This is a genomic window from Rheinheimera sp. (assembly GCF_036782235.1).
Classification (GTDB): domain Bacteria; phylum Pseudomonadota; class Gammaproteobacteria; order Enterobacterales; family Alteromonadaceae; genus Pararheinheimera.
Genome location: NZ_DAIPZL010000022.1, coordinates 1 through 24080, shown reverse-complemented (window position 1 = coordinate 24080; position 24080 = coordinate 1). Strand labels below are relative to the sequence as shown.

Sequence of the window (24080 nt, the reverse complement as noted above, 5' to 3'; positions counted from 1 at the left end):
ATTGGCAGCAAAGAGCTTTAAAAATCCCTGCTTTGCGGGGATTTTTTATTTGTGCTGCCGGCACAAGTGGCTGCATTGTTGCAACCAACATGTTTGGATGGTGTTTTTGATGCCAAGCTGGAACCAAAAAACCAACATAAAAAAACCATCCCCAATGGAGATGGTTTTTAACTGGGACTCTGCAGTCAGCGCCATTCCCTGCCGGGAACGGTGGCTACACTGCCCTAATGCCCCCAGCCTTTGCCGTAACGGTCAAAGATGAAGGTTTTGTCTTTGATAGTGCCCCCCGGAAACTGCAACCTTTTGTTGGTTTGGGTGTGAAACTCCAGCCCCTGTGCTTCCTGCTTAATGCCGTTGCCTTTGCCAGAGGCGCTGAGCAACTGGATAGGCAAAGCGGCCAGAATATTCAGCACACCGGTTTGTACGTCACCATCACAAGCATCCCAGGTTTCCTGATCAATCTGGATAGTGACGTTATAAGGCACGCCACCACCGCTGATCACCTGAAACTGATTATTAACAAACCAGACCATTTAGTTGCCCTGCCCCATCAGTTCGTTCATTGAAGCAGTGGCAACCCCCAGCAAGATATAAACACCAATAGGACTGCTGGTTTTTACCGTGATGGTATTGTCATTGTTGTGGGTGACTGTGGTGGTACTGCCACCGCTGCCTTCGGCCACAAAAAATGGCCAGAAGCCCCCTTCGGCCGCAGTTTGCAGTTTGGTCACTTCTTCAGATGAAAAAGTAGCGGTGGAACTCATAGTCAGGTTGATGTTGTCCGCTAAAAACAGCTTGGTCACTACCCGGTTAAAGGTGCCGCTGCCGCCAAAATATTTATTCCAGTCGGCGGCGCGGCTCCACACTGTGGCGTCATTGGGTGAGGTAAAAGCTCTGAGCAATGCATCTGAGGAATACCAGGCACCATAGTTGACGCCGGCCACATTAAAACCTTGCCCGACAGCAACAGGCCCGACATCAATAGAGACCTGCCGGCAGCTGAAATTCAGGTTAAAACCACTGCTGACAAAGGTTTGGGACTCTTTGCTGTAGGAGGTTTCGTTACCCAGCTCAAAAATATCAAACAAAAAGCCAAAAGCGCCTTTGGCCCAGGTGTTAGATAAATCGGCGCTGTTTTCCAGATTGGAGATCTGGAAAGAACAAGGTGACGGGTTGTTAAACGCAATAGCCACATTGGCCGATGGCGGGGTAAATCCATAAGGATTACCGTTATTGGAGTGCCAAAGCGCCACGGCAACAGACACCGGATTGTCGATTTCCTGCGTCAGGGCAGTCACACCGGCTTCCACAGTGCCGGATGGGATCTGGTCAATCACACCCCATTTACGCATCAGCGCCTGTTGTGAACTCAGCAGTTTGTCTGGGCTGGAGAAATCCAAAGACGCTGAGTTTTGTGACTGATATTGCTGCCAGCTGGACGCATAAGCTGTACCCAATGCATTACTGACATAAGAAGGTGACACCAGGCCGTTCAGCACATTGCCGTAGTTGCCTTTAAAGGTGTTCACCGGATTTCCGCTAAATGAATTGTTCAGGCTTTGCAGTGGAATGCTGTCTGCCACCGAGTTCAGCGTGGGCTGATCCATTACCTGAGTACTGCCTGTAGCCACCTGAAAACCATTGGGGTTATTCAGTTGTTTGGCCAGTTGCTGATAATACAGACCGGCCAGATTTGCTAACAGATTTTGTGCCATGGGTTTTATTCTCCTGAAAAGTTGGCGAAAGGAACGAAAAGCTATTCGTTACGGCTTGCCCGCTGCACCCTCAGGTTTTTACCGCACCACCCTGTGCTGCCCAGCAGTTTTAGCCGCGGATTGGGTATGGCATAAAGTTTTAAAAAAAATGGCCGGAAAAGTGAGCAGAAGCTGATATTTCCATTATGGAAACATGATATAAAAATGAAAAAAACAGACAAAAATTTGATACCGGCTTAACTGATTGATTGGCTGGAGCATTTAAAGGCACGACCAGTGCAGGCTATTTTTGCGTCAGGCTCTGCTGCTTAGCCGCAAAAAATACCATTCAGGCGCACACTAACACTGTGTTTTCACAAATTGCAGCAAATGGCGGCACATACCTTTAAGGCCGGCATCCACACAGGGCCGCTTTACCGGGGAAATTCAGTGTGCCTGGGCAAAAGCGGGATCTGTCAGTGTGCCAGTCAGCTCTGGCCGCAACACTTTTTGCAGCTGTGGTGAACCTTCAATTTCGGCATAAGCCTGACGCAGGCGCAGCACCAACGCCGGATCTGAGCCTTTTTTAATGGCGATCCAGCTGTCTAACCTGAGTTCAGGCACAAAAAGCACAAACTGCACATCTGCAGATGCCAGCTGATGTTTATCCAACATCGTTTGAATGGCATTGGGGTCATCAATCATCAGATCCAGTTTGCCCTTGGCAAACAAGCGCCAGGTTTCCACCACATCGGGTTGTAGCTGTAGCAGGTGCACTGGTTGTTTCGCCACGTTTTTCAGCCAGTCGGCAGCAAAATCATCACGCTGCGCGCCCACCACATACTGATGAATATCACTGAGTTGCTGCACCTTGATATCCCTGCGGCTTGTTAATTTCAGCAAACCAAACTGATAACTGGCCACTTTACCTATCCATTCAAACTGCCCTTCCCGCTCTGGCGTACGGGCCATGTTATAAATCAGGATATTGGGATGAGACGCCGCAAGACGAAAAGCCCGGGCCCAGGGATAGACCTCATAACGGGGTTGAAGCCCAGCCTGCGCCAGCATCAGCTCCACCACCGCAGTACTCAGGCCCGCGACCTGGCCATTGTTGTAGGTTTGATGAGGGGGTGACACTTCAAGCACAACACGGATGGGTTCAGCACTGACCGCTGGCGCACAGAGCAGCCATATCAGCGATAAATTCAGCAACCATGGCTGTCTGCTGGTTTTTGTTTGCACTGAAACCGCCACTGCGGCCGGATAGGAATACTACAAACTTAAACAGCAGATAAAACAAAGGCAACCTTAAGTTGCCTTTGTTTTTAGTGAAAGCCTGACAGGCGCGCCTTTATTTCAATACAGCGGCCACGGCCTTGGCAAAATAGTCGATATTGCTGTGGTTTAAACCGGCAATACTGACGCGGCTTGAACCCACCATATAGATGCTGTATTCAGTGCGCAGACGATCAATTTGATCTTTGTTAATACCGAGGAAACTGAACATACCGTGCTGACGGGTAATAAAACTAAAATCCTGTTTGACCCCTTCAGCGGCCAGCTTGTCGATGATCAGCTGACGGTAGTCGTTAATGCGGTTACGCATTGTTGCCAGCTCCTGATGCCATAAATCGGTCAGCTCCTGGCTGTCCAGAATATGGCTGACAATAATAGCGCCGTGCGCCGGTGGCATTGAATAAATGCTGCGTACAACGGCCAGCAAGTTAGAGCGGGCAATGTCCGTGGTTTTTTTGTCGCTGGTCACCACAGAAACTGCACCAATACGCTCACGGTATAAACCAAAGTTTTTTGAGCAGGACGTACATAAAATCAGCTCTTCCACTTCATTGGCAAGGTGACGTAACCCTTTGGTGTCTTCGTCCAGACCTAAACCAAAACCTTGATAGGCCATATCAACCAGCGGGGTAAAACCTTTTTCTTTGGCAAGCGCCGCAAAACGCTGCCACTGGGCAAAGTTTAAATCCATCCCACTTGGGTTATGGCAACAAGCGTGCACCAGCACCACGTCACCGGCCGGCACCTGGGCCAATTCAGCAAACATTTGCTCTTCTTTCAGGCCTTTGGTGTCGTAGTCGTAATAAGCGTATTCTTTTACTTTCAGACCAGCGGCCTGAAACATCGAAATATGGTTAGCCCAGGTTGGGCTCGTTACCCAAATAGTGGCATCAGGATTGGCTTTTTTAATAAATTCAGCGGCAACCCTTAAAGCGCCGGTACCGCCCGGCGTATGGGCTGTAGTGGTGCGGCCTTCCAGCAACACTTTGTGCGGGCCAAACGCCAGTTTTTCGATATGGGCGTTAAAACTTAAATCACCGGCCATACCGATATAAGTTTTGCTGTCTTCATGGTCCAGCCGCAGTTTTTCCGCTTTTTTCACACATTCCAGCACTGCAGTGTGGCCTTGTTCGTCTTTATAAACGCCAACGCCAAGATCAACTTTCAGTGGGTTCGGATCTTCTTTATAAGCCGCCATTAAACCTAAGATTGGGTCTGTTGCGACCGGCTGTAAATGAGAAAACATAACAAGTTACCTGTGTGTTGCTGCCATAACCAAAACCGGCCTGAGCCCGGTTGAAAAATAAAGCCGGTCGACCGACCGGACGCACAGCAACTGCCAGCTGCTGTGCCGGCCACTTGCAGCCTAAGCTGCAGCGGCAAAAACAACGGGAACCAGCAAAGCCGCTGCAATCAACAGCGCCAGCTCATCCCGATGGAACAGATCTTTGACAAAAGCTTCTGAATCAATAATACCCACCAGCTCACCACTGTCGGCAAACAGCGGAATACAGGCTTCGGCCAATACTTTTGGATCGCAGGTGTAATATTCCCCACCCTGCTGCAGATAAGCAGGCACGTCGTTAATAATACGTGCTTTACCCGACAAACCTACACTGCTGTTATTGCTGATAGCGGCAAATTCAGTGGTCAGCGGAAACTCGGCGCGGGAAGGCTCACCAAAATAACTCAGTTTTACCAGCACAGTTTCACCTGCGCTGTTTTGCCGTTTTTGATAAATGCCAAACCAGTTACTTTGGCTGTGGCTTTGATAATAACGGCTGATAGCACCCAGCCTTGCCAATAACGCATGATTGGCCGGGGTTTTGCCCCCCAGAATTGCCGAAACATCATAAGGTTCAGCGGCAAGCTGGCCAAACAGTGAACAAGAACCACCTTCACCCAGTTCCGGCACCTGATACTGCCACTGTACTTCAAGCTTTAAATCGGCATTTTTGACCGCAGCTTTGAGTTCATTCTGATATTTTTCCACTGCCGCCAGCAGGCTGTTGCGGCTTGCGGCGTCCATATCGGCTGGTAATAAGCCACTTTGGGTAAGATAAGTAACAATAGACATTAGCCATCCAGATTTCTAAAACCGAAGCAGTCTAACAGAATCCGCTAAAAAACCAACGATTTTGCCTGACTTTTCAGCAAATAAGCGGGTCAGCCTGAGGCTGACTTGCTGAGAAACACTCTGATGCTTTATCTTGCCATTATTCGCCCTGCCACAACAGGTATTCCCACAATGAGTTCAAAAAAAATATCCTTAAGCGACTGGCAACAACAGTCGTCTACTTTGGTTTACAGCACCGACAGTGGCACTGTTACACCGGACAAAACTGAAAAGCCGGCCGGCACCGCTTTTAGTGATGGTTTTTTGCGGTTAAAACGCGAAACCAAAGGCCGCAACGGCAAAGCGGTCATCACTATTGCCGGTATCGCCGAGTCCCATGACAAACTGACTGACATCGCAGCCCTGTTAAAGAAAAAATGTGGTTGTGGCGGTTCAGTCAAAGATGGGGTCATTGAAATTCAGGGAGATCAGCGTGACACAGTGTCGGCAGAACTGACTAAACTGGGTTACAAAATCAAATGGGCTGGTGGTTAAAACCTCAGGCAAGCCGTTGTTTTGGCATTAAAAAAGGCGGCATCGGCCGCCTTTTTTACTTAAAAGCAGCTTAAATGGCAGGTTTTTGGCTGTATTTCTGATGCAGCTGTTTATTGCGATCGTTCAGTGTCACTTCGCGACCATCAATCCACATAGCGCTGACTTTATGCGTCAGATAATCAAAAATATCACCATCAGACACCACCACAGTGGCTGCTTTGCCCACTTCCAGCGAACCAATTTTATCGGCTACACCGGCAATTTGCGCCGCGTTAATAGTGACAGCCGCCAGCGCCTGCTCCTGGGTTAAACCATAACTGATGGCCTGACCGGCGCCAAACACCACGTTACGGGTGTCCCAATAACCATCCAGCGACAACGCAAACTTCACCCCGGCTTTTTGTAACAGGGCCGGCGTCTGGAAAGCTGTGTTATTGGCTTCGTCATCGCGCTCCGGAATACCGTAAGGTGCGGTGAACACTACGGCAACATTTGCTGCCGCAAGCTCATTGGCCATACGCCAGCTGTCACGTCCGCCCACTATCACCAGCTTCAGTTGATACTGTTTGGCCAGTTCCATTGCTTGTTTGATTTGGCGTAAATCGTCAGCATGCACAAACAAAGGCCGTTGGCCTTTAAACACCGGGATCATCGCCTGCCAGCGTGAATCCACCCCTTTGTTTAAGCCAGCCGCTTCGGCGTCGGCATAAGCTTTGGCCTGCACAAAATAGTCTTTTAACTTTTGCAAGGCCTTGGCGTTTTCTTTGGCCATTTCTTCCGGCTTTTTATGGTTCCACCAGTTGGCAACAGTGCTGGTGGATGGCCAGTTGATATGTAAACCCACAGCGTCAGCAACAGTTGCATCTTGCCAGGTCCAGGCATCCAGCTGCATTAAGCTGGACTGGCCCATTAAAGCACGGCCTTTTGGATACACCAGGCTGTAACTAAAACCGTTACTGCGTACCGTTGGGATCACTTCCGAATCGGCGTTATAGGCAATACGGGCGCGGATATCCGGGTTGGTGTCTGTCACTTCCGAGGTATCGTCAGTGGCGCGTACTGCTTCAATCTCAATTAAACCCAGCTGATTGGCCAGTGCAATCAGGCCAGGGTACAGATGTTTGCCATTAAGCGGCACCACTTTGGCCCCTGCAGGCGCGGCCAGATCTGTACCTATGGCAGCAATTTTGCCATCAACCATCAGCAAGTCGGCATTTTCCAGCACACCCTTTGTTGCGGTATGAATAGTGGCATCCGTTAACAACACAGGCGCGGTTTGTTTGGCACCAGGCACTATGTCGTGCGCCAGCGCCGGGCTGACTGCAGCCGCAATAATTAACGAAATCAGTGATTTATTTATATTCATTTGTTATCTCCTACAGCGCCGCATGCGAATGCAGATGCTGACCGCCACTGAAACGGGCTTTTAACCAGTCGCCATTGTCTTCACAGTGCCAGATAGGTTCGTTAGTTTTGTGGGTACCGCCACTACCTTTTTTCGCTGCGTCAGATGCACCCAACACTTTTTGCATCAACTGTTGTTTTTCCGCCAATACCTGCTGTTGTAACTGTGCATCTCTGTTGATGTCGTAATAAGGCACACCGTCAATCCAGGTTTGTTGTGCCTGGGCGTAAACCGACAGCGGGTTTGCGCTCCAGAGCACAAAGTCAGCCTGCTTGCCTTCGGTGACAGAACCTACTTTGTCCTGAATGTTCAGCTGAATGGCCGGATTAATAGTGACCATCTTCAGGGCTTCTTCTTCCGACATACCACAATATTTCACCGACTTGGCGGCTTCCTGATTCAGGCGGCGTTGTAAATCCGGGCTGTCAGAGTTTACAGAAACCAGTACACCGCGGTCGGCCATTAAACAGGTGTTGCTTGGAATAGCGTCCTGCACTTCCATTTTATAAGCCCACCAGTCGGCAAAGGTGGAAGCGCTGGCGCCGTGTTTTTTCATTTCATCGGCCACTTTGTAACCTTCCAGAATGTGGGTAAAGGTGTGCACTTTAAAACCCACTTCGTCTGCTAAATCAATCAGCATCAGAATTTCAGAGGCCACATAAGAGTGAGTGTGGACAAAACGTTGTTTATCCAGAATTTCCACCAGGGTTTGCAGTCGGTAATCTTTTCTTGGTGGCGCTGTCACTTTTTTCTCGCTGCGCGATAAGTTGTCGTAAGCCGCCCAGGCCGCTTTGTATTCTTTTGCGGCCTGGAATGCGTCACGGATAATAGTTTCTACACCAATCCGGGTTTGTGGGTAACGGCTGGTAAAAGCTTCACCCCAGTTGGCCTGTTTGACGTTTTCACCCAGCGCAAACTTAATGCTTGGAGGTGCATCTTTAAACTTCAGGCTTTCAGGCGTCACACCCCAACGCAGCTGAATAATTTGCGCTTGCCCCCCAATAGGGTTGGCACTGCCGTGCAGCAATTGAGCTGTGGTGGTACCACCGGCTAAACCACGGTAAATATTAATATCATCCGGATCCAGCACATCACCGATCTGCACTTCAGAGGTCACAGCATCTGAACCTTCGTTGACGCCCATTTCAATGGCGATGTGTGAGTGTTCGTCGATAATACCGGCAGTTAAATGCATACCCGTCGCATCAATCACCTGGTAACCCGATGGTGTGGACAGGTTCTGGCCTATGGCACTGAATTTACCGTCTTTCACAATAACGTCAGTATTTTCCAGTTTGCCGGCTTTATCTGAAGTCCAGACAGTGGCGTTTTTGATATGGACATTTTTTCTGCCAAGTGGCGCATCTAAACCAAAAGCGCGGTTTGGATAAGTCACTTTTGACAGTAATTGGGTGTCGTTATCAGTTTTGCTTTCGGCGGCTTTAGCCGGCGTTGATTCTTTTGTTAATATCAACTGCTGACGGCTACCTGATGGCAATAACAACTGCGCCGACAATAAAGCACCATCTAAAGTAGCGCTGACCTGCAGTACACCACTGCCCGCCTCTGCTTCAGTTAAATCTGCAGTAAATTGCAGTTTGTTGTCATTCTGACTCAGGTTTTTCAGCGCTACGTTTTTGTCGCCGTTGATGAGCTTGCCTTCAAGTTTGCTGCCTTCACCTGTCAGTTCCAGCTTTAACGCCTGACCTTGCAGGTTCAGGTTGTAGTTCCCGGCAAACTGCGGCTGCTGCAGCGGTTTAAACTGATGCTCCTGCCCACGGATCCAGGTGGCGACAATTTCACCATCTTTAAATAAATCACCTTTAGCAATAACTAAATCGGCCTGATAACCAGGGGCAACTTTACCCAGTTGTTGTGGCAAACCCAGCATAGCAGCAGGTACTGTGGTTAAAGCCGCCAGCGCTTTATCTGCCGCTAAACCATGGGCCACGGCTTTACGCAGGTTCGGCCAGAACTGATCTTTTTTCTCCAGCGCATGGGTGGTCAGCGCAAATGGAATACCGGCTTTGGCCATGGTGGCCAGGTTCGCTGGTGCCCTTTCCCAGTGACGCAGCTGCGCCAGATTCACATCCAGCTGATCGTCAATACTGGCAACAGCAGGCGCTTCAGGGTAAGCCACCGGCATAATAAAACTGCGGCCGGTGTTTTTAATTTCATTGACGCGGCTGTACTCAAAACCAGAACCCAGCAACACGGCATTTTGCAGGTTAAATTCTTTCAGCAAACTGTCGACACGCAGCACGGCTCTGTCGTCTGTGGTTTCAAACACCAGACCTGCCTGAGGTAATTTGGTTAAAGCAGCCAGCGCGGCGTTAAATTCCACCGGTTGCTGGGTGATCAATGAGTCCTGCTTGCCATAAGCGTCACGGTACCAGTTGGCGTCCGACAAGGTCTGGCGGATCAGCGCAATACTGCCCATCAGCGACGACGGATAACTTTGTTTGGAGCTGCCTTTATCAAAGGCCATAAAATGCGCGCCTTCGGCTTTTAAAATCAGCTCACCCGGCAACCCTTTACCTAAAGACGCCACCACGGCCTGGCCACGGAAAATACCGTCCTGACGTGCCGACTGCACTACAGTAAAACCTTGTTCGGTATAAGCTTTGGCATCATCAGCCACTGGGACAAAGTCGAGCGCCCACTGCCGCTCGGCATGAATAGCCGCGTTACTGGCATTACCACCTTTACGCTCATTCTGATACACAGGGTCGTCGCCAAAAGAAAAGGCGTTGGCGCCTGCTGGTTTTTCCACACCATAACCACTGTAAGCATCAATAAAACCGGCATAAATATGATGGCCACTGGCGTCGATACGGCGATAACCGGCAGGTGCAGCTGCGGTGCTGACCGCAGTTATTTTGCCGTCTTCAACCAAGACTGTGGCATTGTCGATTTTTTTACCTGGTTCGGTGTGCACAGTAGCGTTGACAAAAGCCAGTAAGTTTGGCGTTTTATCACGAATACCCTGCAACGGACGGGTCTGATCTGCCGCGACCGGCGCAATGGACAAAACCATAGCGGCGCTCAGCACAGAGAGGCGGAATGAATTCATGTATAGGTTCCTGATTTTAATTCGGAAATTTAACTGATTGTGTCGTAGTTTAATCGGGACAATTCCTGTTCTGCCAATGGCATACTGAAGAAATACCCCTGCACCAGATAGCACGCGTTGTCATGCAGAAAGTTGACTTGCTCTTGTGTTTCCACCCCTTCGGCCACCACACGCAGATCCATCTTCTGCGCCATCGCAATAATGGCGGCTGTGATGTCCATGTCGTTTTTATCTTCCGGGATATCTTTGACAAAAGAACGATCGATTTTCAGCTCGTCTACCGGGAAACGCTTTAAATAACTCAGCGACGAATAGCCTGTACCAAAGTCGTCGATAGATAAAGCCAATCCGAGCCGTTTTAACTCATTTAACTGGACAATAGCCGCATCGGTATCACCCATTAACATACTTTCAGTGATTTCAAAAATCAGATATTCAGGGGAAGCACCGGTGCGTTTTAAAATACGCTCCACCACTGAAGGTAAATCCTGATCGGTAAACTGACGGGCCGACAGGTTAATAGACACTGTCACCAGATTGCCTCTGCTGTGTTGGCGCGCCAGAAAACGACAAGCTTCCAGCACTATCCATTCGCCAATCTGCACTATCAAACCTGTGCTTTCCGCCACCGGAATAAAACGCAGTGGCGGCACCATGGTATTGTCGGGCCTGAGCCAGCGCAACAATGCTTCGTAACCGATAATCTGCTTGCTGCGGATATCAATTTTCGGCTGGTAATACAACATAAACTGTTGTTCACGAATAGCTTCGCGCAGCTGGTTTTCAATTTCCAGCCGCTCTTTGGCTGCATCGTTTAGATCCTGACTGAAAAAGTGATAGGTGTTTTTACCTCGGGCTTTGGCCTCGTACATGGCCAAATCGGCGTGTTTGAGCAGCAGCTCCTCTTCATCGGCATCTTCCGGCGCTATGGTAATACCGATACTGGCACTGATGGACACATCATGACCAGCCAGGCGCACCGGTAGCGCAAATGCCTGCTGCAGATTAGTGGCGATAGCGGCGGCCTGTTTGCGGTCGGCAATACCACTTAAAATCACCGCAAACTCATCACCGCCGAGGCGGGCTATGGTGTCTTCTTCGCGCAGCCGGCTGATTAAACGTCTGGCCACTTCTTTTAAAAGTTCATCACCGGCATCATGGCCCAGGGTGTCGTTAATACGTTTAAATTCGTCCAAATCAAAATACAACAGCGCGAAGTGGTAATAACCACGGCTGGACATCGCAATGGCTTTTTTCAGCTGGTCACGGAAATAACTGCGGTTGGCAAGACCGGTGAGCACGTCGTAATAGGCCAGCTGCTCCATTTTGCGCTGGCTTTCTTTGATAAAAGAGATGTCCTGCATGGCACAAACATAATTGCTGACATCACCTTTATCATCGCGGATAGGCGCTATCGCCAGGCTGGCCCAGAACTGCTTGCTGCCTTGTTGCAACAACATGTCACCACGCCAGTGATGCCGCTCCTGCAAACTTTGCAGAATATCGGCACCCACAAAACGCATTTCCTGGGCGAACAGCAGATGTAAAGGTTTGGCAATAACCTCCACCGGAGTGCAGCCAATCATTTCCAGCAAAAACGGATTTACATATTCTATTTGTAACTGATGGTCGGTAATAACAATGCCCGAGCTGGAAAAAGCCACGGCTTTACTGAGTTTACGGGTGGCGCGCTCTGCTTCTTCTTTTTCCTGGATACGGGTATTTAAACCGGAAATCAGCTGGTGAATTTCATCGGACATCCGCACAAAAGCCCGGTTTAATAAGCCAATTTCATCAGAGCGTTCATCCAGTTCCAGCTGACTGGCTTCACCATGGGATAAGCGCTGCACTGCACCGGCCAGGCGGGTCAGGCGTTTGAGCACAAACTTATAGATAAAAAACTGCAGCGCCAGCGCCACTATTAAAGCCACCAGCAAAAACAGCAGCACCACGTTGTCGCGGTAACTATCCAGGCCTTCAATAACATGGGCTTTGCTGTGGTACAAAGACACATACCAGTTCAGCCGTTCAATACGGGCGGCCGATGCCACATAATCAGGAATTGATTTGCTGTTGGCTTCCAGCTCTTTTGGCGACTGCACGACCCGGGCCACAAACTCTGCCAGCTGTGGATTGGCCGGTTTTACGCCAACCGCCAGCTGATTCATCACGGGTTTTTGCAGGCTCTGTTGCAGGCTGTTGTCGCTGTCGTGCAATACATTACCGGCACCGTCAAATAACAAAGCTTCGCGCCCGGGCTCCCACAACGAAATTTGTGACAAATTGACAAAAACTTCATCCAGCACCACGTCGGTGCCGGTAATGCCAACAAATTCATCATTGATATAAACCGGGATCACCAGGCTGGTCATCCACTTTTGCCAGATGGTGTCGAAATACAAAGGGGTCCAGCGTGGCAGCCGCGCCGGATTTTGCTCCGGGGTGGCGATATTAAAAAAGATGTCCTGCTGAAAATTATGATCAGCCTGAATTTCCAGCGCCCAGTCAGCAGGCGCTATACGGATAAAACCGTCTTTGGAAATAAAATAAAAGTTAAAAAAGTCTTCCAGCAGTACAGGGGCCAGTTGTTGCCACAACTCAGCGGTCTGTGAAAAATAGGGGTGAGGATGTTGCTGAAATTTTTGTTGTTGCTGAAAGGCCGCGGATAAATCGTCTTTGCTGCGGGCACTGCCATCAGGCAAAAAATCGGGTTTTACTTCAGCCACTTGAGGTTGACTGGCCAGATAACGGCTGACGACCTGATTGGCGCTAATGGCCTTTTTTTCTTTTTGCCAGAATTCGCTGTCGAGTTGTTTGGCATAACGGTTGGTGGTTTGGACCAGCGAGATACGTTCCTGCTCAATCAGCACTTCCTGCTGCAGGGCCAGCATGGCAAATGCAATCAGGGTACTGGCTGCAACCGTCAGCAAAAACACCAAAGCAGAAAATTTGATGCTAAGCGAATTCAGACCTGAGGTTTTATAACTTGCTTCCTTCACTCGCGACCCTGATGGTTGTCTTTTTTATCATCGGAAGATTTGGTAACTGTCCCGCCGCTGTGGTAAACCGGCTCTTGCCGACTATACCAAAGCGCTGAAAAGCTTTAACATTATTGCATGCAATTCAAACAAATGAGAATCATCGGATGAAAAAACTCTTATTAAGCACCACCCTGGTATCCCTGCTGAGCGGCTCTGTCATTGCAGCCAGCGCTTTCACTGAAGCCGAAGATGCGGTGAGCTACCGTCAGCACAGCTTTCAGCTCATTCGCCACAATATGGCAGATGTCAAAGACATGTTAACTGGCGCAGTACCTTTTGAAGCCAGCCGGCTGCAAAAACGCGCCGATGCGCTGGCCACTTTAACCACGCTGCCGTGGGAAGCTTTTACCGTGCCAGGCGCAGATAAAGCCAGCAAAGATGCCAAAGCCGAGATCTGGCAAAACCTGCAGGATTTCCAAAGCCGTGGTGAGCAGCTGGCCAAAGATGCCAAATCACTGCAATCTGCAGCCCAAACTCAGGATCAGGCCAAGGTAAAAGCTGCTTTTGCCGCTTTTGCCAAAAACTGCAAAGCCTGTCACGACAAATATAAAGCAGACTAATGCGCTGATTAAAACCAAAAAGCGCAGTTAAACTGCGCTTTTTTTTCTGCCTCTACTGATGCCTGTCCTCAGGATGCCAAATCGGTCTGCAATAAAGCCCAAACCTGCTCGCCCTGCCACAGATAAAAAGCTGCTGCCAGCGTTATCACCAGCGCCAGATACCAGTAAAAAGCACAAAAACGAAGACCTTGCGGCAGGGGTTTATCACTATAACCCGTTAGCATCCGGCTAATGACCTTATCGCCTTTGAGCTGATGCCAAAGCGCCGCCAGCACATGCAGCCCAATAAAAAACAATAATAAATTCAGGTTCAAACGATGAAAGCTGCTGGCAAGCTCTACCCAGGAACTGTCCACCATGGCCACCAGTGGCCCTTCGGTCAACACCTCATCTGTGGTGAGCAGGCCAGACAAAAACTGCAGTAACACCAGCCCAATCAACACCAGCACCATATAACCTGATAAAGGGTTATGGCCCTGTGCCTGTGGTTTTTGCTGTTGTCGCCAATATCGCCAAACAGTGCGGGGGGAGCGCACAAAATGACTAAAACGGGCATTGTCACTGCCGACAAAAGCCCAAATTAAACGCGCCAGCAAAATAGCCGCCAGGCTATAAGCCAGAGTCATATGCACGCCGTACCATTCCTGCTCGGCGCTGTACCAAAGTCCCCCCAGCAAAATCAGCTGGCTCCAATGGAAAAAGCGCACAGCACCATCCCAGATTTTATTTTTTTGCATGTCAGCTTCCACGAAATCTTATATTCTAAGTCGCAGATTCTAACGGAAAAAGAGCACAAATCCTGATGAAATGGTTCAAAACCTCGCTTTATACGATAACAGGGCTACTGAGCCTGCTGGCGCTGCTGCTGTATGCTGGTCTGCGCGCCAGTCTGCCGCAATATCAGGGCGACTATCAGGCTGAGGTGCAGGCCAAAGTGACGCTGAGCCGCGACGCCAATGGTTATCTCAGCATCAGCGCCGGCAACAGGCTGGATGCTGCTTACGCTCTTGGTTTTGCCCATGCTCAGGACAGATTTTTTCAAATGGATTTGCTCAGACGCAATGCCGCCGGTGAGCTGTCTGAACTCTTTGGTGAAAAAGCACTGCAGCTGGATATCAGCCGGCGCATGCACAGGTTTCGCGACAGGGCCGAAATTGCCCTGACCAAATTACCTAAAGCTCAGCTACAGCTGCTGCAACATTACACAAATGGCGTCAATGCCGCTTTAACTTCGCTGAACCTGCCACCATTTGAATACGGCCTGCTGCTGCAAAAACCCAGACCCTGGCAGCAAGCGGACTCTTTGCTGGTGGTATTTAGCATGTATCTGGATTTACAGGGTGCGCTTGGTAAAGACGAGCTGGCGCAACAAGCTTTACAGCAAGAGACAAGCCCGGACTGGTATCGTTTTTTTAATCAGCACAGCAGTGACTGGCAAGCCGCCATTGATAACTCTGAAGCCACAGCAATTGCCATCCCCGACAGCCCCTACCCTTTTGCGAGTGGCAACACCGCTTGCAGGCAATGTGGCTGGCGCGACAGCCGCGATATCGGCAGTAATAACTTTGCCGTCGCTGGCGCCTTAACAGCCCATGGCAGCGCTATTCTGGCCGACGACATGCATCTTGGCATCCGGGTGCCGGGCACCTGGTATAAAGCTCAGCTGAACTGGCGGGATGGGGATAACTATATTCAGGTGAGCGGTGTCACTTTGCCCGGAACTCCCTCAGTGGTCGCCGGCAGCAATGGCCATATCGCCTGGGGTTTTACCAACAGCACGGCGGACTGGCAGGATCTGATCAAAATTAAAGCATCTGAAGATCCACAAAAGTATCAGACCCCGGCCGGCGATCAGGAATACAGCTACAACAACGAAGTGATTAAAGTCAAAGGCCAGCCCGATCATGTGATGCTGGTCAAAGAAACCCGCTGGGGCCCGGTGATGGCCGCCCCTTTTGACGGTTATGCCCTGCGCTGGGTCGCCTATGACGAGGCAGGTATTAATCTGAATTTACTGGCGCTGGAGCAAGCCACCTCAGTGGATGATGCGCTGAAACTGGCGCCCACAGTTGGCATACCGGCACAAAATCTGCTGGTAGCCGGTAAAAACGGAGATATCGGCTGGACACTGATCGGCGCTATTCCAAACCGCCAGCTCAAAGATATGGATCTGCCGCAGGACTGGAGCAATGGTGACAACTATTGGGACGGTTATCTGAACGCCACTGCTTACCCAAGCTTGAAAAATCCGGCTGGGCAACGCCTCTGGACCGCCAATGCCCGCACCGTAGGTGGCAAAACGCTGAAGCTGATTGGCGATGGCGGTTATGATTTAGGCGCCCGCGGTCAGCAAATCCGCGACGCTTTACTGGCCAGCAACAGCCACTCAGAACAAAGCCTGCACCAAATTCAGCTTGATCACCGTGCTTTGTTTTTACAGCGTTGGAAAACCTTATTACTGGACGTACTGAGCGATGATTTTGTTAAAAAACATCAGCTGGAAGCCTACAAAACCCAGGTGCAAAACGGCGTTAAAGCCGCAAGTCCGGACGATGCCGGTTATCCGCTGGTGCGGGCATTTCGCGATAAAACACTGGAGCTGATGTTTGCACCACTGGCTGCCAAACTTGAAGAGCAGCAGCTGACCCTTGCCGATTTAAAACTAAGCCCGGAGACACCAGGCTGGGCTTTGTTGCAGGCCAAAAGAGCAGACACCTTACCAGCAGGTTTTGCCAGCTGGCAGGCACTGTTACAACAGGCGGTGCTGGATAGCAAACAACAGCTGCTGCAACAGTCTCAGGTTGAGCTGCAACAGCTCAACTGGGGGCTGCTCAATACAGTGCAGTTACAACATCCAATGAGTAAAGCCCTGCCCTGGCTGTCGCCACTGTTGGATATGCCATCACTGCCGATGGCTGGCGACAGACATATGCCCAGGGTGCAAAGGCCCGAACATGGCCAGTCAGAGCGGATGGTGGTGGCGCCAGGCCAGGAGCAACAGGGGATTCTGACCATCCCGGGTGGTCAGTCTGGCCATCCGTTGTCGGAGTTTTACCGTGCCGACCATTCATTCTGGGCGGATGAACAGGAACTTGGCTTTTTACCAGGCAAAGAAAAATACTTACTGGAATTACAACCACAAGGTTGACTTTAGCCATCCAGACTGATTATTGTGGTGATATGAAAACATTAAAGCTCGCAGCCCGTTTCTTTTTTAGCTTTACCACCCAATCCGGGAGGTAGCTGGCTGCGCGCGTGTGAAACAGTCAAAAACCTCCCAGACGGGAGGTTTTTTTTTAGTTAAAGGAAAGCCAAAATGCCTACTGCCATGCCGATAGAACTTGACCAAATCCGTAACGATATCAGCGACACTGATCAGCAGTTGCTAAAGCTTCTGGCCAAACGCCGTACTCTGGCGCTTTGTGTTGCCGACGCCAAACTGGCACAGAATAAACCTATCCGTGACCAAAAACGGGAGCAGGAACTGCTGCTGAGTCTGATTGAAAAAGGCAAAAGCCTGGGGCTGGACGCAGGTTATGTCACCAAGTTGTACCATGTGATTATTGAAGATTCGGTATTACAGCAACAGGCCAAGGTGCAGGGGCAACTGAACGGCGACAACGGCGCTGTGTGCCGGGTGGCTTTCCTGGGGCGTCAGGGGTCATATAGTTATTGGGCAACGCAAAAATACTTTACCCGCCGTGCCGAAAAACTGATTGAAATTGGGTGTGACAGTTTTAACGAAATAGTGCAGGCAGTAGAAACCGGCCATGCCGATTATGCCGTGTTGCCGATTGAAAATACCTCCAGTGGCAGTATTAACGAAGTTTTTGATTTATTGCAGCACACCCGACTGTCGATAGTTGGCGAGCTGACCCACCCGATTAAACATTGCCTGCTCGGTTTGCCAGGCACGGATCTGAACCAAATCAGACAAATCTGCGCCCATCCACAGGTGATAGCCCAGTGCAGCAACTATCTGCAAACCTTACAGAATGTCAAAATTGACTATTGTGAAGCCTCCAGCGACGCCTTTAACAAAGTGCGCGAGGCCAACGATTTATCTGTAGTGGCCATTGGCGGTGAAGAAGGTGGCCAGCTTTATGGTTTAGAGGTGCTGGCGCGTGATTTGGCCAACCAGAAAGACAATGTCAGCCGTTTTATTGTGGTGGCACGTAAAGCTATTGCCGTGGCCAAAGCTATTCCGGCCAAAACCACTTTTATTATGTACACAGGCCAACAACCCGGTGCTTTGGTCGATGCGCTGATGGTGTTAAAAACCCATGGTATCAGTATGGGGAAACTGGAGTCGCGGCCGATCCCGGGCAACCCATGGGAAGAAATGTTTTATGTTGATGTGCTGGCCAATCTGGAAGATTACGCGATGAAAAGGGCACTGGATGAACTGAACCGCATCACCCGTTTTGTCAAAGTGTTAGGGTGTTATCCAAGTGAAGATGTCAGCCCAACTCAGGTGCAGCCGTCATAACAAAGCGTTGCCTGTTGCACAAAATCAGGGGCAGGTATGACCTGCCCCATCACTTCATGTCACTTCAAGCTTTGCAGTTCACAACTGAATTTTTTGCCCCATACTGGCAATGTCTACCTTTAAACCCCGTTGTTGTAGTTTTTCCTGTAACACCAGCTGCGCCTGGGGCTCACCATGGACCAGATAAAACTGCGGCTGCCCACCTATGGCTTTGGCCCAATTGATCAGTTGAGACTGACCGGCGTGCGCGGAAAAACCACCAATGGTATGAATAGTGGCTTTGACCACCAAGGGCTGCCCCATCACTTTGACCCGGCTTTCACCATCAACCAGCTTACGTCCCAAAGTGCCTTTGGCCTGAAAACCAACAAAAATAATGTGGTTGGCGTTTTTCCACAGATTATGTTTGAGGTGATGGGCAATACGGCCGCCATTACACATACCTGAGCCGGCAATAATAATAGCGCCCTGGGTGACTCGGTTCAGCGCCATTGACTGCTCGACTTTTTCGGTTAAATGCAAAATGGGTAAAAAACTCTGTAAGTCATGGGCACCGTATTTTTTAAAGACCTGGGTGTCTTTTTTATCAAACTCGTCAATCATCTCGTTGTAAATACGGGTAATTTCAATCGCCATTGGGCTATCGAGCACCACCATTTTTTGTCTGAGCCGGCCCTGATGATATAAAACCCCCAGGTAATACAAAATTTCCTGCGAGCGGCCCAAAGCAAAAGCCGGAATAAATACATTACCACCGGCTTTATCTGCTTCGGCCAGCGCATTGGCAAACTCTTCCAGTGTATTGGTCAGTGATTGATGGTCTCTGTCGCCATAGGTACTTTCCATCAACACCACATCGGCTTGTTTGACTATTGAAGGGTCGTGCATTAACACTGTGGCCGGATTGCCTAAATCACCGGAAAACACCAGTTTACGCATGGCCTGACCATGTTTGAGCCACAGCTGCACTATGGCCGAGCCCAGAATATGGCCGGCGTCGAGAAACTCCAGCGCCAGCCCCGGTAACACATCTTTTTGTTGTTGATAAGAAATAGGTTTTAAACAGCGGATCACCCCTTCAACGTCTTTTAGCGTCATCCGCGGTTCCTGCTCTGCTTTGCCCTGACGGGCGCGCTGGCGGTTTTGCCATTCCAAATCTTTTAAATACAGATGCACGGCATCTTTGAGCAACACCGGCAATAAACTGGCGGTGCCTTCAGTGCAAAAAATCTGGCCACGAAAACCATGGGCAACCAGCAGGGTTAATAAACCACTGTGGTCAATATGGGCGTGTGACAACACCACAGCGTCGATATCTTTGGGTCTGAACTGAAAGCGGAACTTATTTAAATCAGTGATCTGATCGCCACCCTGCACCATGCCGCAGTCCAGCAGCACTTTTTGTTCGTTCCATTCCAGCAGATAACAGGAGCCGGTCACCTGACCGGCGGCACCATAAAAAGTTAAACTGGCATCTAAAGGCATCAACTTGCTCCCTTTGAAAACCGTAGCTTAGCAAGCCTGGTTGCTGCTACATTTAAGCTAAATCAAACAATAGCTTAGTTTAATTCAGCGTGACCGACCCCGATTGTGATCACGACAGTACGCCAACAGCAGCCGGAGGGCAACCCATTGAGCGACCACAATTTGTTATATGAACGTCATTTAAGTTCAGCCCGTGAAGCCAAATTGCAGGCCGAAAAACTGCAGGAACATCCATCGTACCGGCTGGCCTTTAGCGACGAAGACTTTTTAATGCAGGATGACCTGCGCCATGTGCGGCTGCAGCTGGAATACCTCAAAGCCCAGACGGTACTGGAACAACATAAAATTAAAGCCACAGTGGTCGTGTTTGGCAGTGCCCGTTTTTTATCACCTGAATATGCGGCGCTGCTGCTCAGTCAGGCCCAGCAGCAACTGGCACAAACCCCGGATGATGTGGCGGCACAGCATGCATTGACCATTGCAAAACGTCAGGTTAAAAACAGCAGATATTATCAGGAGGCTCAGCGTTTTGCGCATTTGGTGACAGAGCACAGTCAGCAATGCCCTGATACGGCACTGACAATTATCAGCGGCGGTGGCCCAGGGGTGATGGAAGCGGCCAACCGGGGCTCCTTTGATGCCGGCGGTAAAAGTATTGGCTTAAACATAGTGCTGCCACATGAACAACAACCCAACCCTTTTATCACACCTGAGTTTTGTTTTCAGTTTCACTATTTTGCCATCCGTAAAATGCACTTTTTGCAAAGGGCACGGGCTTTGGTGGCTTTTCCCGGCGGTTTTGGCACTCTGGATGAGCTGTTTGAAACCCTGACACTGCTGCAAACCGGCAAAGCCAGCAAGGTACCGGTGATTTTGTTTGATGAAAACTTCTGGCGCAGCCTGATCAATTTTGATTTGCTGGTCGAAGAAGGCCTGATAAGTCCTGAAGATATGAAACTTATTCAGTTTGTCGACAGTGCTGAAGGCGCCTGGCAAGCCATTTGCCATTGTTATCAGCTTGAAAACAGCCAGCCATAAGATTGCGCGCTTTGCTACTGTACAAATTGCCGGCACGCTAAAACTTCAAATAACTGCCAATTTGTTGTCATAAAAAGCCACCAGAATGCGCCTGCGTTTGGTGGCTTATGGTGACAATATGGACAAAAATGCAGTAAAAACCATTTTATGTGAAAGACTCCAGCTGGCAAAAATCCCTTTTTCACGTCAAGGCAATCAAATTCAGACGGCAAGCGCCAGCATTTCGTTTCAGCCTGCTTTACTGGTATTAAAAAAACCGGGCAAAGCCGAACGACAACTGCCTTATCATAAAGTGCGTATCAGCCAGTTGTTATGGCAGCTCAGTGAACATCCGCCAGCGAAGCAGGAGCAAACAAACGAAATTTCGGCCACAACCTATCTGCAGGCCTGAGCTGACCGCAGGCATAAAAAAGGCAGCCTTGCGGCTGCCAAAGTCGTGAAGACCCTCAAGTCCCAATCCCGACCACGTAAAACTCTTTTTCAGCAATTGTTGGTGCTGCACTATTGCAGCACCGGTTGGCCATGCCTCAGCTTCCCTCAAAACTGATTCATGGTGTTGTCTTTACCGGCTGCTTTTAATGCAGCTTCACCGGCAAAATACTCTTTGTGATCATCACCAATGTCAGAACCTGACATATTCTGGTGTTTGACACAGGCGATGCCCTGACGAATTTCCTGGCGCTGTACGCCCTTCACATAACCCAGCATACCGGCTTCACCAAAATACTCTTTGGCCAGGTTGTCGGTGGACAGGGCCGCAGTATGGTAAGTTGGCAGTGTAATTAAATGATGGAAAATACCCGCACGTTTGGCCGCATCAGCCTGGAAGGTGCGAATGCGTTCATCGGCTTCAGCCCCCAGTTCTGTGTTGTCGTAATCCACGCTCATCAGTTTGCTTCTGTCGTAAGATGACACGTCTTTGCCTTCTTTTTGCCATGCATCAAATACCTGCTGACGGAAGTTCAAAGTCCAGTTAAAGGACGGGCTGTTGTTGTAAACCAGCTTGGCGTTAGGCACCACTTCACGGATCCGATCCACCATCTCGGCAATTTGGCCCACATGAGGTTTTTCCGTTTCAATCCACAATAAATCGGCGCCATGTTGCAATGACGTAATACAATCCAGTACCACCCGGTCGACGCCTGAGCCCGGTTTAAACTGGAATAAACCACTTTGCAGACGTTTTGGTTTTAACAGTTTGCCATTAGCTTTCACTACGACATCGCCGTTTTGAATATCATCGGCACTTTGAATGTAATCACCATCGAGGAAGCTGTTATATAAATCGCCTAAATCGCCCGGCTCATTGGTCACCGCAATTTGTTTGGTGAGGCCTGCGCCTAAAGAGTCGGTCCGGGCAACAATAATGCCGTTTTCAATACCCAGCTCTAGGAAGGCGTAACGCACCGCATTAATTTTGGCGAGGAAATCAGCGTGTGGCACTGTGACTTTGCCGTCCTGGTGACCACATTGTTTTTCATCCGACACCTGGTTTTCAATCTGGATGGCACAGGCGCCGGCTTCAATCATTTTTTTCGCCAGCAGATAAGTGGCTTCGGCGTTACCAAAACCAGCGTCAATGTCGGCAATAATTGGCACAACGTGGGTTTCAAAGTTATCGATTTTGCTTTGCACCGCAGCAACTTTGGCCTGATCATCAGCGGCGCGGGCAGCATCTAACTCGCGGAATAAACCACCGAGCTCACGGGCATCAGCCTGACGTAAGAAGGTGTACAGCTCTTCAATCAGCGCTGGCACTGCAGTTTTTTCATGCATCGACTGATCAGGCTGAGGGCCAAATTCAGAGCGCAGCGCGGCAATCATCCAGCCGGATAAATACAGGTAACGGCGTTTAGTCGAACCAAAATGTTTTTTAATGGCAATCAGCTTTTGCTGACCGATAAAACCATGCCAGCAACCTAAAGACTGGGTGTATTGGCTGCTGTCAGCATCATAAGCGGCCATATCAGCACGCATTATGTCGGCTGTGTACTGGGCAATGTCTAAACCAGTTTTAAATCTGTTTTGTAATTGCATCCGCGCGGCATATTCAGCGCTGATGGCATTCCAGGCAGCGCCCTGTGCTTTGACGGTTTGTTCAAGCGTTTTAATGGTCTGATGATAAGCTGACATGGCGGCATCCTCTGGTTTAGCATTCTGTTCTGCGAATAAAGCTCTTCACATAAGTGTTGGCAGCTGCACTTTGTTGCACTTGCTGTTGCCATTCACTATAGGAGTCAAAAAAGAAATTCATGAAGCTGATTTTTTTGATTCTCGCCATTCATTGTGTGAATATACCCAGCCAAACCTGCTGCTGAAAAAAGAGCCTGCTTATGAATATCAGCAAAATTGATTTAAACCTGTTGGTGTATCTGGATGTGTTATTGCGGGAAAAGAACGTCACCCGCGCGGCAAATCAGCTCAGTATCACCCAGCCCGCCATGAGCAACGGCCTAAAAAGGCTCAGAGATTTATTAAACGACCCTATTCTGGTGCGCACCAGCGACGGTATGGTGCCGACAGAACGCGCCAAAGAACTGGCACCTGTGGTACGGGGTATATTGCTGACGCTGGAAGAAACCTTACAACCCAATAAAGATTTTGAGCCTGAGCACAGCCACAGAGTGTTTCGTATCATGGCCAGTGATTATGCGGCCTCCACCTTGATCCCAACCTTATTAAAACGGCTGCGAGCCCAGGCACCGGCAACATCACTCGATATTATGACGCCTTCTGATGTGACCTTTCACGATGTTGAAAATGGCAAAGTGGATATGGCCATTAACAGGTTTGACGATTTACCCCAGTCTTTTCATCAGAAAACCATCTGGCGCGATAGTTTTGCCTGCCTGGTGCATAAACAAAACCCAATACTCAGCAATTTTAATCTCGACTCTTATTTAAAAGGCCAGCATATCTGGGTCAGCAAAACCGGCTTTGGCGTCGGGGTGGGCATGGATCCGGCCGATGTGCAAAAGCTGGGCTGGGTCGATGAGGCACTGGCCAAGTTTGGTAAACAACGTAATATCAGTGTGTTTACCCGTAACTATCATGTGGCGATGCACCTGGCAGTAGAAACAGACTTAATTGCCACTTTGCCGCTTCGGGCAGCGCAGCTGTATAAAAACGACAATACCATGCAGGTGCTGGACCCGCCTTTTCCTATTCCGTCTATTGAACTGAAAATGATCTGGAGCCCGCTACTGCACCAGGACGCCAGCCATATTTGGCTGCGCCGTTTAATAGTGGAAATTGCCGAAGAGCTTAGCCATTAACCACCACATGGCACTGAGCTTTACCGGTGTACGGAAACAAAACGGGGCTTAAGCCCTAATGCCAGTCAGTTAAGCTGACTGGCATTATTTTTTGTGCGGATATTTACCCG

The 24080-nt window shown here is 49.7% G+C and carries 18 protein-coding genes; 7 read left to right on the top strand and 11 right to left on the bottom strand.

Translation table 11 applies throughout. The features are described from left to right. Positions 1-224: 224 nt before the first annotated feature. The 5 genes from V7P87_RS16005 to V7P87_RS15985 form a co-directional block, all read right to left on the bottom strand. Entirely contained in the window at positions 225-533 is a 309-nt protein-coding gene (locus V7P87_RS16005) for a hypothetical protein (protein WP_333798336.1), read from the bottom strand. Continuing rightward, positions 534-1715 (bottom strand): hypothetical protein, encoded by a 1182-nt coding sequence (locus tag V7P87_RS16000; RefSeq protein ID WP_333798335.1) that lies wholly within the window; start codon positions 1713-1715, stop codon positions 534-536. A gap of 426 nt (positions 1716-2141) precedes the next feature. After that, positions 2142-2939 (bottom strand): substrate-binding periplasmic protein, encoded by a 798-nt coding sequence (locus V7P87_RS15995; protein ID WP_333798334.1) that lies wholly within the window; start codon positions 2937-2939, stop codon positions 2142-2144. A gap of 109 nt (positions 2940-3048) precedes the next feature. After that, a complete protein-coding gene (locus V7P87_RS15990; RefSeq protein ID WP_333798333.1) occupies positions 3049-4239 on the bottom strand; it encodes an amino acid aminotransferase in 1191 nt (396 codons plus the stop codon). A 120-nt stretch (positions 4240-4359) separates the two neighbouring features. Then, a complete protein-coding gene (locus V7P87_RS15985; protein WP_333798332.1) occupies positions 4360-5070 on the bottom strand; it encodes a GAF domain-containing protein in 711 nt (236 codons plus the stop codon). A 171-nt stretch (positions 5071-5241) separates the two neighbouring features. On the opposite strand from V7P87_RS15985, the gene V7P87_RS15980 reads away from it, so the two are divergent. Next, complete coding sequence (locus tag V7P87_RS15980; protein ID WP_333798331.1) at positions 5242-5604, top strand: translation initiation factor; 363 nt, start codon at positions 5242-5244, stop codon at positions 5602-5604. A 70-nt stretch (positions 5605-5674) separates the two neighbouring features. On the opposite strand, the gene V7P87_RS15975 is transcribed toward V7P87_RS15980, so the two are convergent. Genes V7P87_RS15975 through V7P87_RS15965 form a run of 3 tightly spaced genes read right to left on the bottom strand, consistent with a single transcriptional unit; the run spans position 5675 to position 13081 of the window. After that, the gene (locus tag V7P87_RS15975) at positions 5675-6970 is read right to left on the bottom strand and encodes an amidohydrolase family protein (protein WP_333798330.1); all 1296 of its coding nucleotides are present in this window, start codon (positions 6968-6970) and stop codon (positions 5675-5677) included. A gap of 10 nt (positions 6971-6980) precedes the next feature. Next, positions 6981-10082: an amidohydrolase family protein gene (locus V7P87_RS15970; RefSeq protein ID WP_333798329.1), complete on the bottom strand. Its 3102-nt coding sequence runs from the start codon at positions 10080-10082 to the stop codon at positions 6981-6983. 29 nt (positions 10083-10111) lie between these two features. Further along, a complete protein-coding gene (locus tag V7P87_RS15965; protein WP_333798328.1) occupies positions 10112-13081 on the bottom strand; it encodes a bifunctional diguanylate cyclase/phosphodiesterase in 2970 nt (989 codons plus the stop codon). A 146-nt stretch (positions 13082-13227) separates the two neighbouring features. Between V7P87_RS15965 and V7P87_RS15960 the strand changes: the two genes are divergently transcribed. Continuing rightward, positions 13228-13683 carry a c-type cytochrome gene (locus tag V7P87_RS15960; RefSeq protein ID WP_333798327.1) on the top strand — a complete coding sequence of 152 codons (456 nt, stop codon included), beginning with the start codon at positions 13228-13230 and terminating at the stop codon, positions 13681-13683. 68 nt (positions 13684-13751) lie between these two features. Here V7P87_RS15960 and V7P87_RS15955 read toward each other — a convergent pair whose 3' ends face one another. Further along, a complete protein-coding gene (locus V7P87_RS15955) occupies positions 13752-14420 on the bottom strand; it encodes a cytochrome b/b6 domain-containing protein (protein WP_333798326.1) in 669 nt (222 codons plus the stop codon). 65 nt (positions 14421-14485) lie between these two features. Between V7P87_RS15955 and V7P87_RS15950 the strand changes: the two genes are divergently transcribed. Together V7P87_RS15950 and V7P87_RS15945 are read left to right on the top strand one after the other, a co-directional pair. Then, positions 14486-16831, top strand: coding sequence for a penicillin acylase family protein (locus V7P87_RS15950; RefSeq protein ID WP_333798325.1), 2346 nt, complete (start codon positions 14486-14488; stop codon positions 16829-16831). Positions 16832-16999: 168 nt separating this feature from the next. Further along, positions 17000-18172, top strand: coding sequence for a chorismate mutase (locus tag V7P87_RS15945; RefSeq protein WP_333798324.1), 1173 nt, complete (start codon positions 17000-17002; stop codon positions 18170-18172). Between the two features lie 78 nt (positions 18173-18250). Here the strand turns inward: V7P87_RS15945 and V7P87_RS15940 are convergent, their stop codons facing one another. Then, positions 18251-19657, bottom strand: coding sequence for an MBL fold metallo-hydrolase (locus V7P87_RS15940; protein ID WP_333798323.1), 1407 nt, complete (start codon positions 19655-19657; stop codon positions 18251-18253). A gap of 147 nt (positions 19658-19804) precedes the next feature. Here V7P87_RS15940 and V7P87_RS15935 point away from each other — a divergent pair, with 147 nt between their 5' ends. Both V7P87_RS15935 and V7P87_RS15930 read left to right on the top strand, forming a co-directional pair. Further along, positions 19805-20695 carry a TIGR00730 family Rossman fold protein gene (locus tag V7P87_RS15935; protein WP_333798322.1) on the top strand — a complete coding sequence of 297 codons (891 nt, stop codon included), beginning with the start codon at positions 19805-19807 and terminating at the stop codon, positions 20693-20695. 85 nt (positions 20696-20780) lie between these two features. Continuing rightward, positions 20781-21086 (top strand): hypothetical protein, encoded by a 306-nt coding sequence (locus V7P87_RS15930; protein ID WP_333798321.1) that lies wholly within the window; start codon positions 20781-20783, stop codon positions 21084-21086. 146 nt (positions 21087-21232) lie between these two features. Here V7P87_RS15930 and V7P87_RS15925 read toward each other — a convergent pair whose 3' ends face one another. Beyond that, positions 21233-22828 carry an isocitrate lyase gene (locus V7P87_RS15925; protein WP_333798320.1) on the bottom strand — a complete coding sequence of 532 codons (1596 nt, stop codon included), beginning with the start codon at positions 22826-22828 and terminating at the stop codon, positions 21233-21235. Positions 22829-23028: 200 nt separating this feature from the next. Here V7P87_RS15925 and V7P87_RS15920 point away from each other — a divergent pair, with 200 nt between their 5' ends. Next, on the top strand, positions 23029-23970 hold the full coding sequence (locus tag V7P87_RS15920; protein WP_260658448.1) for a LysR family transcriptional regulator: 942 nt from the start codon (positions 23029-23031) through the stop codon (positions 23968-23970). Positions 23971-24080 lie beyond the last annotated feature (110 nt).